This window comes from Cupriavidus sp. (genome assembly GCF_057315035.1).
In genome coordinates, this window is the sequence record NZ_DBHKYV010000042.1 from 12113 (window position 1) to 25951 (window position 13839).

A 13839-nucleotide genomic window follows, 5' to 3' on the forward strand; every position below is an offset into this window, starting at 1 on the left:
CATGACCACCGCTCCAGTCACCGACCTCGAATCCCATCTCGCTCCCTACGCCGCGCGCTCTGTAAAGTCGCGCGGCCGCGTGCATGCCGAAGCCGCCTCGTCATCGCGCAGCGAGTTCCAGCGCGACCGGGACCGCGTCATCCACAGTACGGCGTTTCGCAGGCTCGAGTACAAGACCCAGGTCTTCGTGAACCACGAGGGCGACCTGTTCCGGACCCGGCTGACGCACAGCCTCGAGGTGGCGCAGATTGCGCGGTCGATTGCCCGCAACCTGCGGCTCAACGAGGATCTGGTCGAGGCCATCTCGCTGGCGCACGACCTGGGCCATACGCCGTTCGGCCATGCGGGCCAGGACGCGCTGAATGGCTGCATGAAGAACCACGGCGGGTTTGAGCACAACCTGCAGAGCCTGCTGGTGGTCGACGAACTGGAAGAACGCTACGGCGGCTTCAATGGCCTGAACCTGACGTTCGAGACGCGCGAAGGCATTCTCAAGCATTGCTCGCGCGTCAACGCGTCGGCACTGGGCGAACTGGGGCGGCGCTTCCTGGAGGGCACCCAACCATCGCTGGAAGCGCAACTGGCCAACCTGGCCGACGAGATCGCCTACAACAACCACGATATCGACGACGGCCTGCGCTCGGGCCTGCTGACGCTCGAGCAACTGGACGAAGTGCCAATGTGGGGGCGTCATCGCGCAGAGGTAACGGCGGCCTTCCCGGGTATCAACGGCCGGCGCGCGATCAACGAGACCGTACGGCGCATGATCAATACGCTGATCGTCGACCTGATCGAGACCACCGGACGCAATATCGCGGCGGCCGCTCCGAAATCGATCGATGCCGTACGCGCCGCGGGACCGCTGGTCTCGTTCAGCCCGAAGATCCATGAGGAAGCCGCCGCACTGAAGCGCTTCCTGTTCCGCCATCTGTATCGCCACTACCTGGTCATGCGCATGTCGGCCAAGGCGCAGCGCATCATCTCCGACCTGTTTGCCGCCTTCATGCAGGATGCGCGATTGCTGCCGCCGCAATACCAGGCTGCGCACGGCGCAGACCAGGCGCGCCTGATCGCTCATTACATCGCTGGCATGACCGACCGCTATGCGATTCGCGAACATCGCCGGATCTTTGCAGTCAGCGAGAGCAACTGACATTGCAGTTCCCCTCTCCCGCTGCGCGGGAGAGGGGCTGGGGGAGAGGGCCGGCGGCTCAATCACAGACAAGTCGCAATTTGAACCTCATTGCCCTCTCCCCCGACCCCTCTCCCGCTGTGCGGGAGAGGGGAGGCGACACGCCGGTAGGCATTTAACGGGGACAGATCACGCTATCATTCGGGCGTACCTGAAACCGAAACCGCCCGAATGGCCCGCCTTCCCCGTTTCTCTCCGCCGGACCTGCCGGCATTGGTGTTGCAACGAGGCAACAACCGTCAGCCTGTCTTCCTGGGTACCGAAGACTACCTGCACTACCTCGACTGCCTGCGCATGGCTGCCCGTGAGCATGAGCTGGCAATCCACGCCTATGCGCTGCGGCCCAATCATGTTCACCTGGTTGCCACGCCCAAGGGTCCGGACTCGCTAAGTCTGACCATGCAGGCGGTGGGTCGTCGCTATGCGCGCCATTTCAACCGGGTGGCAAGCCGCACCGGCACGCTTTGGGAAGGGCGCTTCCGTTCCGCGGTGATCGATCCCGAGGCCTGGTTGCTGCCGGCCATGCTCTACGTCGAGAACAACGCGGTGCGCGCCGGCGATGTGGTGTCACCCGAAACCGATCGCTGGAGCAGCTACCGGCACCACGCCGGCATCGAGGCAAGCCCGGTGGTGAGTGACCACTCCATTTACTGGGACCTCGGCAATACGCCATTCGAGCGGCAGTCGAACTATCGCGCACTGATGGCCGAAGGCTTGTCCGGCAAGACGCTCGCGGCCCTGCAGAAGCATGCCCATAGCGGCTGGCCGCTGGGCGGCGAGGGGTTCCTGACGCAACTCGAACGCCATGCCACGCGCCGGGTCCAGCCGTTGCCAAAAGGGCGGCCACGCAAGAGCGTTGACGATGGCAGCGAAGTTCCTCGGCACGTCGATGCACCAATATGAGGATTTTGTGCGGCCACTTTAATGTGTCCCTATTTAATTGGCGTTCAGATCTGGTGCGAAATTTAAAGTGTTCTGACCCCATTTAATAATTTTGCGAGGCTGGGGCGATTCTTTTATAGTTGCTCCACCCACAGTTATTGTGCGGCGCGTCACGCTCGTGTACGCCGCTGCGGTCCCGCTGTCTGCCACGCCCGTCAAAAGAGGCGCCCCCGACAGCCCCCGTTCGGTCTGCCTTGCTGGCTGCGCAGCCTTCACCGGAATTCAGCCCGTGGACCACTCGCAACAATCCTCCGATCTCGCCGCCCGCCCGCAGGCCCAGGGCCTGTATGACCCGTCCAACGAGCACGACGCCTGCGGCGTCGGCATGGTGGCGCATATCAAGGGCAAGAAGTCCCACGAGATCATTTCGCAGGGTCTGAAGATCCTGGAAAACCTGGATCACCGGGGTGCAGTTGGCGCGGACGCGCTGATGGGCGACGGCGCCGGCATCCTGATCCAGATCCCGGACCAGTTCTACCGCGAGGAAATGGCCAAGCAGGGCGTGACCCTGCCGCCGAACGGCGAGTATGGCGTCGGCATGATCTTCCTGCCGAAGGAACACGCCTCGCGCCTGGCCTGCGAACAGGAACTCGAACGCACCGTGCGCCTGGAAGGCCAGGTCGTGCTGGGCTGGCGCGATGTGCCGGTGGACTGCAACATGCCGATGTCCCCGACCGTGCGTACCACCGAGCCGGTGATCCGCCAGATCTTCATCGGTCGCGGTCGCGACATCATGACCACGGACGCGCTGGAACGTAAGCTCTACGTGATCCGCAAGACCGCCAGCCACGCCATCCAGGCGCTGAAGCTCAAGCACGGCAAGGAATACTTCGTGCCGTCGATGTCGGCCCGTACCGTCGTGTACAAGGGCCTGCTGCTGGCCAACCAGGTGGGCGAGTACTACCTGGACCTGCTGGACTCGCGCGCCGTGTCGGCCCTGGCCCTGGTGCACCAGCGCTTCTCGACCAACACGTTCCCGGCCTGGGAACTGGCCCACCCGTACCGCATGGTCGCCCACAACGGCGAAATCAACACGGTGAAGGGCAACGTGAACTGGGTGAACGCACGTACCGGCGCGATCTCCTCGCCGGTGCTGGGTGACGACCTGCCCAAGCTGTGGCCGCTGATCTATCCGGGCCAGTCGGATACCGCATCGTTCGACAACTGCCTCGAACTGCTGACGATGGCCGGCTACCCGCTCGTCCACGCGATGATGATGATGATCCCGGAAGCCTGGGAACAGCACACGCTGATGGACGACAACCGTCGTGCCTTCTACGAATACCACGCCGCGATGATGGAGCCGTGGGACGGCCCCGCCGCCATCTGCTTCACCGACGGCCGCCAGATCGGCGCCACGCTGGACCGTAACGGCCTGCGTCCGGCCCGCTTCTACGTGACCGAGGACGACTTCGTCGTGCTGGCTTCGGAAGCCGGCGTGCTGCCGTTCCCGGAGTCGCGCATCGTCCAGAAATGGCGTCTGCAGCCGGGCAAGATGTTCCTGATCGACATGGAACAGGGCCGCATCATCGACGACAAGGAGCTCAAGGACAACCTGGCCAACGCCAAGCCGTACAAGAGCTGGATCGATGCCGTGCGTATCAAGCTCGACGAGATCGATGCCAAGCCCGAAGACGTGGCCGCCGAGAAGAAGCCGGTGTCGCCGCTGCTGGATCGCCAGCAGTCCTTCGGCTACACGCAGGAAGACGTCAAGTTCCTGATGGCGCCGATGGCGCTCGCCGGTGAAGAAGCCACGGGCTCGATGGGCAATGACTCGCCGCTGGCCGTGCTGTCGTCGAAGAACAAGACGCTGTACCACTACTTCCGCCAGCTGTTCGCCCAGGTGACCAACCCGCCGATCGACCCGATCCGCGAAAACATGGTCATGTCGCTGGTGTCGTTCATCGGTCCGAAGCCGAACCTGCTGGAACTGAACAACATCAACCCGCCGATGCGTCTCGAAGTGTCCCAGCCTGTGCTGGACTTCAAGGACATCGCCAAGATCCGCAACATCGAGCACTACACCGGCGGCAAGTTCCGTTCGTACGAACTGAACATCTGCTATCCGGTGGCATGGGGCAAGGAAGGCATCGAGGCACGCCTGGCTTCGCTGTGCGCGGAAGCCGTGGACGCCGTGCGTTCGGGCTACAACATCCTGATCGTGACCGACCGCCGCGTGGACGAAGGCCAGGTGGCCATTCCCGCGCTGCTGGCCACGTCGGCCGTGCACCACCATCTGGTGGAGAAGGGCCTGCGCACGTCGGCTGGCCTGGTCGTCGAAACCGGTTCGGCCCGCGAAGTGCATCACTTCGCGCTGCTGGCTGGCTACGGCGCGGAAGCCGTGCACCCGTACCTGGCCATGGAAACGCTGGCCGACATGGCCTCGGGCCTGTCGGGCGACCTGTCGCCGGAAAAGGCTGTCAAGAACTTCGTCAAGGCAATCGGCAAGGGCCTGTTCAAGGTGATGTCGAAGATGGGCATCTCCACGTACATGTCGTACACGGGCGCCCAGATCTTCGAAGCCATCGGCCTGTCGCGCGAACTGGTGCAGAAGTACTTCCACGGCACGCCGTCGAACGTTGAAGGCATCGGCATCTTCGAGGTGGCCGAGGAAGCGCTGCGCCTGCATCGCGATGCGTTCGGCAACAACCCCGTGCTGGACACCATGCTCGACGCCGGCGGCGAATACGCATACCGTATCCGCGGCGAAGAACACATGTGGACCCCGGACTCGATCGCCAAGCTGCAGCACTCGGTGCGCGCCGACGACGGCAAGGGCCAGTACCAGACGTACAAGGAATACGCGAACATCATCAACGACCAGAGCCGTCGCCACATGACGCTGCGCGGCCTGTTCGAGTTCAAGGTAGATCCGGCCAAGGCAATTCCGCTCGAAGAAGTGGAGTCGGCCAAGGACATCGTGAAGCGTTTCGCTACCGGCGCGATGTCGCTCGGTTCGATCTCGACCGAAGCCCACGCCACGCTGGCGGTGGCGATGAACCGCATCGGCGGCAAGTCGAACACCGGCGAAGGCGGCGAGGACGAGAAGCGCTACCGCAACGAACTGCGCGGCATTCCAATCAAGCAGGGCGATACGTTCAAGAGCCTGCTGGGCGATCACGTGGTCGAGAAGGACCTGGAACTGCAGGCCGGCGATTCGCTGCGCTCGAAGATCAAGCAGGTGGCGTCGGGCCGTTTCGGCGTGACCGCCGAGTACCTGGCATCGGCTGACCAGATCCAGATCAAGATGGCGCAGGGCGCCAAGCCGGGCGAAGGCGGCCAGCTGCCGGGCCACAAGGTGTCCGACTACATCGGCAAGCTCCGTTACTCGGTGCCGGGCGTGGGCCTGATCTCGCCGCCCCCGCACCATGACATCTACTCGATCGAGGATCTGGCACAGCTGATCCACGACCTGAAGAACGTCAACCCGGTGTCGGACATCTCGGTCAAGCTCGTGTCCGAAGTGGGCGTGGGTACCGTGGCCGCTGGCGTGGCCAAGGCCAAGGCCGACCACGTGGTGATCGCGGGTCATGACGGCGGCACCGGTGCATCGCCGTGGTCGTCGATCAAGTATGCCGGCAGCCCGTGGGAACTGGGCCTGGCCGAAACGCAGCAGACGCTGATGCTGAACGGCCTGCGCAACCGCATCCGCGTGCAGGCTGACGGCCAGATGAAGACTGGTCGCGACGTGGTGATCGGCGCGCTGCTGGGTGCCGACGAGTTCGGTTTCGCCACGGCACCGCTGGTGGCCGAGGGCTGCATCATGATGCGCAAGTGCCACCTGAACACCTGCCCGGTGGGCGTGGCCACGCAGGATCCGGCGCTGCGCAAGAAATTCCAGGGCAAGCCCGAGCACGTGGTGAACTTCTTCTTCTTCGTTGCGGAAGAAGCACGCGAGATCATGGCGCAACTGGGTATCCGCACGTTCGACGAGCTGATCGGCCGCGCCGACCTGCTCGACACGCGCGCCGGCATCGAACACTGGAAGGCACGCGGCCTGGACTTCGGTCGCATCTTCTACCAGGCACCGTTCCCGGCCGACGTGCCGCGCTACCACACCGACGTGCAGGATCACGGCCTGTCGGTGGAAGCCGGCAAGGCGCTGGACCACACGCTGATCGCCAAGGCACGCCTGGCCATCGACAAGGGTGAGCGCGTGTCGTTCATCCAGCCGGTCAAGAACGTGAACCGCACCGTGGGCGCCATGCTGTCCGGCGTGGTGGCCAAGCAGTACGGCCACGAAGGCCTGCCCGACGATACGATCCACATCCAGTTCCAGGGCACGGCTGGCCAGTCGTTCTCGGCGTTCCTGGCACACGGCATCACGGCCGATCTGGTCGGCGACGCCAACGACTACGTGGGCAAGGGCCTGTCGGGCGGCCGCGTGATCGTGCGCGCTCCGCACGAGTTCCGTGGCGATCCGACCCGCAACATCATCGTCGGCAACACGGTGCTGTACGGCGCGATTTCCGGCGAAGCATTCTTCAACGGCGTGGCCGGCGAGCGTTTCGCAGTGCGTAACTCGGGCGCCACCGCCGTGGTGGAAGGTACTGGCGACCACGGTTGCGAGTACATGACCGGCGGTACGGTAGTGGTGCTGGGCGGCACGGGCCGTAACTTCGCGGCCGGCATGTCGGGCGGCGTGGCTTACGTCTATGACGAGGATGGCCTGTTCGACAAGCGCTGCAATACGTCGATGGTGACGCTCGAGCCGGTGCTTGCCTCGGCCGACCAGCAGAAGGGCCAGCCCGAGTCGCAATGGCACAAGTTCGATGGCAAGCGCCAACTGGACGAAACGATCCTGCGCGACCTGATCGAGCAGCACTTCCGCTACACCGGTTCGGAGCGCGCCAAGGCGCTGCTGGCCGACTGGGCCACGGCACGCCGCAAGTTCGTCAAGGTCTTCCCGACCGAGTACAAGCGCGCACTGGGCGAAATGTACGAGAAGGAACAGGCTGCCCGCGACAGCGATCGCGAAGCGGTAGCCGCCTGATCGGCAGCCATACGAGAGGTGCCGCGGCCATGGCTGCGGCACCGACAAGATACTGACCCCACGCGAGGCCGGCCCGGCCGCCTCGCGACAAGCAAGACCAAGGATGCAACATGGGTAAGGCGACTGGCTTTCTCGAATTTGCGCGCCAGAACGAAGGCTACGAACCGGTAGTCAAGCGCGTGAAGCACTACAAGGAATTCGTGTTCGCGCTGTCGGACAACGAAGCGAAGATCCAGGGTGCGCGCTGCATGGACTGCGGTATCCCGTTCTGCAACAACGGCTGCCCGGTCAACAACATCATCCCCGACTTCAACGACCTGGTGTATCGCCAGGACTGGAAGTCGGCGATCGAGGTGCTGCACCAGACCAACAACTTCCCCGAGTTCACGGGCCGTATCTGCCCGGCACCGTGCGAGGCAGCTTGCACGCTGGGCATCAACGAACTGCCGGTGGGTATCAAGTCGATCGAGCACGCGATCATCGACAAGGCCTGGGAAGAAGGCTGGGTTGCACCGCAGGTGCCGAAGCACAAGACCGGCAAGACCGTGGCCGTGGTGGGCTCGGGCCCTGCCGGCATGGCGGCGGCACAGCAACTGGCACGCGCCGGTCACGAGGTGACCGTGTTCGAGAAGAACGACCGCATTGGTGGCCTGCTGCGCTACGGCATTCCCGACTTCAAGATGGAGAAGGACCTGATCGATCGCCGTATCGAGCAGATGCAAGCCGAAGGCGTGACCTTCCGTGCCGGCGTGATGGTGACCGATGGCGACAAGCTGCCGGCCGGCATCAAGAACTACGCACGTGAATCGGTCTCGGCGCAGGCGCTGATGGACCAGTTCGACGCCGTGGTGCTGGCAGGTGGTTCCGAAGTGCCGCGTGACCTGCCGGTGCCGGGCCGCGATCAGGCTGGCGTGCACTACGCGCTGGAATTCCTGATTCCGCAGAACAAGGAAGTGGCTGGCGACGGCGTCAACGAGATCCGTGCCGAAGGCAAGCATGTGATCGTGATCGGTGGCGGCGATACCGGTTCCGACTGCGTGGGTACCTCGAACCGTCACGGCGCGGAGTCGGTCACGCAGTTCGAACTGCTGCCGCAACCGCCGGAAGAAGAGAACAAGCCGCTGGTGTGGCCGTACTGGCCGATCAAGATGCGCACGTCGTCGTCACATGACGAAGGCTGCTCGCGCGACTGGTCGGTAGCCACCAAGGAATTCATCGGCGAGAACGGCAAGATCACCGCACTGAAGGCCTGCCGCGTGGAGTGGAAGGACGGCCGCATGCAGGAAGTGCCGGGCAGCGAGTTCGTGCTCAAGGCCGACCTGGTGCTGCTGGCCATGGGCTTCACGAACCCGGCCGGTTCGGTGCTGGATGCATTTGGTGTCGACACCGATGCGCGCAAGAACGCCAAGGCATCGACCGAAGGCGACCGCGCCTACTACACGAACGTGCCGAAGGTGTTTGCCGCCGGCGACGTGCGCCGTGGCCAGTCGCTGGTGGTGTGGGCCATCCGCGAAGGCCGCCAGGCCGCACGCTCGGTGGACGCGTTCCTGATGGGCTATACGGACCTGCCGCGCTAAGCTGCTGGATCTGCTTCAAACAAAAACCCCCGCATGCCGAAAGGCTGCGGGGGTTTTTGTTTGGTTTGGTTTGGTTTGGTTTGGCTTGGTTTGCTCCCCTCGCCCGCAAAGCGGGAGAGGGGCCGGGGGAGAGGGCAAGCCTCCCTAAATCCGACACCCCATCAACAAAGCGTCATCGCCGTACGTCGCAAGCTTGTCTGCGTACATGTCAGCATCGATCGGCGCGTACCCAAGCCTGCGCCAATACGCTCCCGCCGACTGCACCGCAATCAGTCTGGAAGTCGTCAAGCCAATCTCGATCGCCGCACCGCGTGCAGCCTCATAGAGCTGCGCCGCCAACCCCGCGCCACGTCCCACAGGCGCCACCGCCATGTCGTGCACGAACCACGTCAGCGCATCATCATCCGTCCACGCGCGTGCAAGCAAGCCGTTCCACGGCGGCAGCGATGCGGCGGGCCAGGCGTGGGTAAATAAATAGGCAGCCAGCTTGCTATCGGTGCTTTTGGTGCTATCGATGCTATGGGGCAAGGCCGCGACCCAGCATGTGGTGGGCGATAGTGCGAGGCGGCTCGCGAGTGCGTCGGCGCCTTCCAGCAAGGCACTGCCATAGCATTGCGCCTGGACGGCGAGAACGGCGGGCAGGTCGGCCGCAATCATTGGCCGCAGAACGAATTCAGGCATGTGCCCGATTATACGAGTGCTCACATAGGGGTCCTCCCGGACAGCGTTTACGTGCCTGTGCCGCCTCCGCCAATCTACTTAGAATTTCTTCAGAACATAACGAAAAGAGACTGCCTCGAAATCCCTTTCAGCCGATTTGGTGCCGCTGCGGTGGGTTGCGGCCCGGAGGAAATTGATGCCCGAAGTACGCAAGTCGATGCGGCTTTGGCGAGGACAAGCGCAGTTGCCAAGACTCGCTGCCAGATGGTTGTTGTGTGTGGTTGCCGCTGCGCTAGGCATGGCGACGGCACTCGCACAACCTCCCGCCGTTGCCCAGCTCGCCAGTATCCCGCCCGGTACACGGATGGAGGCGCCTGCGCGCGCCGTGTCGTTCCCGGTCCGGCCACTGCGCATGATCGTGCCTTTCCCGGCCGGTGGCGTAGCCGATGCCGTGGCGCGCCTGTTGGCCGAGCGCCTCGCGCTGCGGCTCGGCGTGCCCGTGGAGGTGGACAATCGCCCCGGGTCGTCCGGAACCATGGCTGGCGACCTCGTGGCCAAGGCCAGTTCCGATGGCCATACGTTGTTGTTTCATCAGGCCAATATGCTGATCCAGCCTGGACTGGAGCCCGTTCCGTATGACGTGATGCGCGATTTCACGCCCGTGGTACGCGTGGCCGCCACACCGTTGTTTCTGGTAATCGACGGGCGCCTGCCGATGACCACGCCGCAGCAGTGGTCGACGGCTGTCCGCTCGAATCCGGCGTCCTACAGCTACGGCTATGGCCAACCCGGCAGTCCGTCGCATCTGTACGCGGAATACGCGGTGCGAGGTATTCCGAACAGCGTGCCGCTGGTGATTGCCAAGGGGGAGAGCGCCGTGGTGCAAGAGATGCTGGCCGGCCGTATCAGCGCCTGCTTCTGTTCGTGGAGCGCGGTGCAGTCACATGTCCGGACCGGTACGCTCAGGATTCTTGGCGTGACCGGGCCGGTGCGCTCGCCGCTTACGCCACAGGTGCCAACATTGCAGGAATCCGGCATGGACGGATATGGCGCGCTGGCGTGGTACGGGGTGATGGCGCCGGCCAAGACACCGCGTGCCATCGTGGCGCGGCTGGCCACGGAACTGGACAGTGTGACCAACGAACGGGACGTACGCGCGCAACTGCTGGCGGCCGGGCTCACGCCGGTACATGATTCGCCCGAAGCCTTTGCCACCGCAATCCGATCGGAATCGGTGCAATGGCAGGTCATCCTGCGCCAGACCGGGCCGCGCACGGAGCCTTGAGTCAGGCGGTTTGCCGCGGGTAAGGCAAATTCGCCTTACCCGTTTGTCGCCTCTTTGTCACGTCTTTGTCGTGGATTGTTGTCGACAGTGCAATGGTGAGATCACCACACGGGACGGTGTCAGATAGGTACTAGCCCTTATAATGGCGGCCTGTCCAAATCCGGTGACAACGTGACCGCTACCGTGCCGAATTTTTCTGGCCAGCCTTTTTCCGGCCCGAACGTCGTCGAACTCGCGGATGTCGATTTTGCATACGCGGCTGGCGACAAGCCCATCCTGTCAGGCCTTTCCATGCGTTTTCCGCGCGGGAAGGTGGTGGCTGTCATGGGCGGCTCCGGTTGTGGCAAGACCACCGTGATGCGCCTGATAGGCGGCATGGTCCGGCCGCAGAGTGGCCGCGTCACGTTCAATGGCGCCGACATCGACGCGATGGACCAGGATGGCCTGTATGCGGTACGCCGCCAGATGGGCATGCTGTTCCAGTTTGGCGCACTGTTCACTGACCTGTCGGTATTCGACAACGTCGCGTTTCCGTTGCGCGAGCACACCGACCTGCCCGATTCCATGATCCGCGACCTGGTGCTGATGAAGCTCAACGCGGTGGGCCTGCGCGGCGCGCGCGACCTGATGCCCGCGCAGATCTCGGGTGGCATGGCGCGGCGCGTGGCCTTGGCGCGCGCCATCGCGCTGGATCCTGCCCTGTTGATGTACGACGAACCGTTCGCGGGGCTCGATCCGATTTCGCTCGGCCTGACCGCCAACCTGATCCGCGATCTCAACGACGCGCTGGGCGCCACCACGATCATCGTGTCGCACGATGTGCAGGAAACGTTCCAGATCGCCGACTACGTCTACTTCATTGCGAATGGCGGGATCGCGGCCGAAGGGGCGCCGGAGGAACTGCGCGCGTCGAGCGATCCGTTCGTGCACCAGTTCGTGCATGCCGAGGCCGATGGCCCGGTGCCGTTTCACTACTCCGGCCCAACCCTGGCCGAAGACTTCCTTGCCGGAGGCTCGCGTTGACCGGCTTCTTTACCAGTATCGGCGCCGCAGTGCGCCAGTTCGTGGGCGGCCTGGGCCGCGCCACCCGCATGTTCTTCGCACTGCTGGCATTGTCGCCGGCCTTGCTGCGGCGCTTCCGCCTGGTTTCCGACCAGGTGTTCTTCGTCGGCAACCTGTCGCTGGTGATCATTGCCGTCTCGGGCCTGTTCGTCGGGTTCGTGCTCGGTTTGCAGGGCTACTACACACTGAACCGCTACGGTTCGGAGCAGGCACTGGGCCTGCTGGTGGCGCTGTCACTGGTGCGCGAACTGGGTCCGGTGGTGTCGGCGCTGCTGTTTGCAGGCCGTGCGGGGACATCGCTGACGGCGGAGATTGGCCTGATGAAGGCCGGCGAGCAGTTGACCGCCATGGAAATGATGGCCGTGAACCCGCTGCAGCGCGTGATCGCGCCGCGCTTCTGGGCCGGGGTCATCGCCATGCCGGTGCTGGCTGCGATTTTCAGCGCGGTGGGCATCCTGGGTGGCTACCTGGTGGGTGTGCAACTGATTGGCGTGGATGCCGGCGCCTTCTGGTCGCAGATGCAAGGCGGCGTCGATGTGCGCGCCGACGTGCTCAATGGTGTGATCAAGAGCTTCATTTTCGGCATCGCGGTGACGTTTATTGCGCTGTACCAGGGGTTTGAAGCGAACCCGACGCCGGAGGGTGTGTCGCGTGCCACCACGCGCACCGTGGTGATGGCGTCACTGGCCGTGCTGGGGCTGGATTTCCTGCTGACCGCGCTGATGTTCAGCTGAAGTCAGCGGACACGGCAGAACCGACAAGCATTAGACAAGAGACTCGCATGAAGAAAAATTCGCTCGACTACTGGGTGGGGCTGTTCGTGGTGGTGGGCTTTGCCGCACTGCTGTTCCTGGCGCTCAAGGCTGGCAACATGAGCAGCTTCTCGTTCCAGGACACCTATGCGGTAACCGCCCAGTTCGACAATATCGGCGGACTGAAGCCGCGCGCGCCGGTGAAGAGCGCGGGCGTGGTGGTGGGCCGCGTGGCGGCGATCAACTTCGACGACAAGCAGTACCAGGCCACCGTGACGCTGAACCTGGACAAGCGCTACCAGTTTCCGAAGGACACCTCGGCCAAGATCCTGACCTCGGGCCTGCTCGGCGAGCAGTACGTGGGTCTGGAGGCGGGCGGTGACGACAAGATGCTGGCGCAGGGCAGCAAGATCACGATGACGCAGTCCGCCGTGGTGCTGGAAAACCTGATTGGCCAGTTCCTCTATAACAAGGCAGCCGATGCGGGCGGTGGTTCCGCCGCGTCGCCTGCACCTTCTTCCCCGAATACGTCCGGTTCGGGTGCGGCCGCGTTGCCGGCAGCGCCGGGAACGGGCGGCAGCAAATGAACTCCCTTCAACGCCTGATCGCGGCATCGGTTGCCGCGCTTGCCCTGGCCGGTTGTGCCACGGGTCCCAATGCCAATCCGGCCGATCCGCTCGAACCGTTCAACCGCGGTGTCAGCACGTTCAACGACAACCTCGACAAGTACGCGCTGAAGCCGGTGGCCCAGGGCTACCAGGACTACATTCCGTCGCCGGTGCGTACGGCGGTGGGCAACTTCTTCTCGAACGTTAGCGACGTCTACTCGGCGGCCAACAACCTGATGCAGGGCAAGCCGTCGCGCGCGGCGGAAGACACCATGCGCGTGGCCATCAACAGCGTGCTCGGCATCGGTGGCCTGATCGATATCGCCACGCCGGCCGGTCTGCCCAAGTACAAGGAAGACTTTGGCCAGACGCTGGGCGTGTGGGGCGTGCCGTCGGGCCCGTACCTGGTGCTGCCGCTGTTCGGACCGAGCAGCGTGCGCGATGCGTCGGGCATGGTGGTGGACCGCTTCATGGACCCGACCACCTATATCTCGCCGTGGTATGCGGGCCTGTCGCTGACCGGTGTGCGCATTGTCGATGGCCGTGCCCAACTGCTTGGCGCATCGAGCCTGATCGAGGCGGCCGCGCTCGACAAGTATGCGTTCCTGCGCGACTCGTACATGCAGCGCCGCCAGTATCTGATCTATGACGGCAACCCACCGTCCAGCGACGAGGACGACCAGCCGCAGCTGGACAAGCAGCAAAAGCCGGACGACAAAGACGATGGCAGCGCCACACCGGCGCAGCCCAAGGCTGGCTGAAAGTCGC

The 13839-nt window shown here is 63.9% G+C and carries 10 protein-coding genes; 9 read left to right on the forward strand and 1 reads right to left on the reverse strand.

What is annotated here, in order from left to right:
- Window position 1 precedes the first annotated feature (1 nt).
- From ACO550_RS32750 to ACO550_RS32765, 4 genes are all read left to right on the forward strand, one after another.
- Window positions 2-1153: a deoxyguanosinetriphosphate triphosphohydrolase gene (locus tag ACO550_RS32750; protein WP_315596560.1), complete on the forward strand. Its 1152-nt coding sequence runs from the start codon at window positions 2-4 to the stop codon at window positions 1151-1153.
- Window positions 1154-1363: 210 nt separating this feature from the next.
- The gene (locus tag ACO550_RS32755; RefSeq protein WP_315596561.1) at window positions 1364-2095 is read left to right on the forward strand and encodes a transposase; all 732 of its coding nucleotides are present in this window, start codon (window positions 1364-1366) and stop codon (window positions 2093-2095) included.
- 364 nt (window positions 2096-2459) lie between these two features.
- Window positions 2460-7127, forward strand: coding sequence for a glutamate synthase-related protein (locus tag ACO550_RS32760; protein ID WP_315596608.1), 4668 nt, complete (start codon window positions 2460-2462; stop codon window positions 7125-7127).
- Between the two features lie 110 nt (window positions 7128-7237).
- Complete coding sequence (locus ACO550_RS32765; protein WP_315596562.1) at window positions 7238-8704, forward strand: glutamate synthase small subunit; 1467 nt, start codon at window positions 7238-7240, stop codon at window positions 8702-8704.
- Between the two features lie 144 nt (window positions 8705-8848).
- Here ACO550_RS32765 and ACO550_RS32770 read toward each other — a convergent pair whose 3' ends face one another.
- On the reverse strand, window positions 8849-9385 hold the full coding sequence (locus ACO550_RS32770; protein ID WP_315596563.1) for a GNAT family N-acetyltransferase: 537 nt from the start codon (window positions 9383-9385) through the stop codon (window positions 8849-8851).
- Between the two features lie 175 nt (window positions 9386-9560).
- Here ACO550_RS32770 and ACO550_RS32775 point away from each other — a divergent pair, with 175 nt between their 5' ends.
- From ACO550_RS32775 to ACO550_RS32795, 5 genes are all read left to right on the forward strand, one after another.
- Window positions 9561-10649 (forward strand): Bug family tripartite tricarboxylate transporter substrate binding protein, encoded by a 1089-nt coding sequence (locus ACO550_RS32775; RefSeq protein WP_315596564.1) that lies wholly within the window; start codon window positions 9561-9563, stop codon window positions 10647-10649.
- Between the two features lie 171 nt (window positions 10650-10820).
- On the forward strand, window positions 10821-11672 hold the full coding sequence (locus ACO550_RS32780; RefSeq protein WP_315596565.1) for an ABC transporter ATP-binding protein: 852 nt from the start codon (window positions 10821-10823) through the stop codon (window positions 11670-11672).
- Window positions 11669-12445 carry a lipid asymmetry maintenance ABC transporter permease subunit MlaE gene (gene mlaE / locus ACO550_RS32785; RefSeq protein ID WP_315596566.1) on the forward strand — a complete coding sequence of 259 codons (777 nt, stop codon included), beginning with the start codon at window positions 11669-11671 and terminating at the stop codon, window positions 12443-12445. Before ACO550_RS32780 ends, mlaE begins: the two co-directional genes overlap by 4 nt.
- A gap of 47 nt (window positions 12446-12492) precedes the next feature.
- Window positions 12493-13050, forward strand: a complete 558-nt coding sequence (mlaD, locus tag ACO550_RS32790) for an outer membrane lipid asymmetry maintenance protein MlaD (RefSeq protein ID WP_315596567.1) — start codon at window positions 12493-12495, stop codon at window positions 13048-13050.
- Window positions 13047-13832, forward strand: a complete 786-nt coding sequence (locus ACO550_RS32795) for a VacJ family lipoprotein (protein WP_315596568.1) — start codon at window positions 13047-13049, stop codon at window positions 13830-13832. Before mlaD ends, ACO550_RS32795 begins: the two co-directional genes overlap by 4 nt.
- Window positions 13833-13839 lie beyond the last annotated feature (7 nt).

What these genes read in the sequence shown, in the direction of transcription:
- ACO550_RS32750 (WP_315596560.1), top strand. Translation starts at nt 2, where the DNA reads ATGACCACCGCTCCAGTCACCGACCTCGAATCCCATCTCGCTCCCTAC.
- ACO550_RS32755 (WP_315596561.1), top strand. Translation starts at nt 1,364, where the DNA reads ATGGCCCGCCTTCCCCGTTTCTCTCCGCCGGACCTGCCGGCATTGGTG.
- ACO550_RS32760 (WP_315596608.1), top strand. Translation starts at nt 2,460, where the DNA reads ATGGTGGCGCATATCAAGGGCAAGAAGTCCCACGAGATCATTTCGCAG.
- ACO550_RS32765 (WP_315596562.1), top strand. Translation starts at nt 7,238, where the DNA reads ATGGGTAAGGCGACTGGCTTTCTCGAATTTGCGCGCCAGAACGAAGGC.
- ACO550_RS32770 (WP_315596563.1), bottom strand. Translation starts at nt 9,385, where the DNA reads ATGCCTGAATTCGTTCTGCGGCCAATGATTGCGGCCGACCTGCCCGCC.
- ACO550_RS32775 (WP_315596564.1), top strand. Translation starts at nt 9,561, where the DNA reads ATGCCCGAAGTACGCAAGTCGATGCGGCTTTGGCGAGGACAAGCGCAG.
- mlaD (WP_315596567.1), top strand. Translation starts at nt 12,493, where the DNA reads ATGAAGAAAAATTCGCTCGACTACTGGGTGGGGCTGTTCGTGGTGGTG.
- ACO550_RS32795 (WP_315596568.1), top strand. Translation starts at nt 13,047, where the DNA reads ATGAACTCCCTTCAACGCCTGATCGCGGCATCGGTTGCCGCGCTTGCC.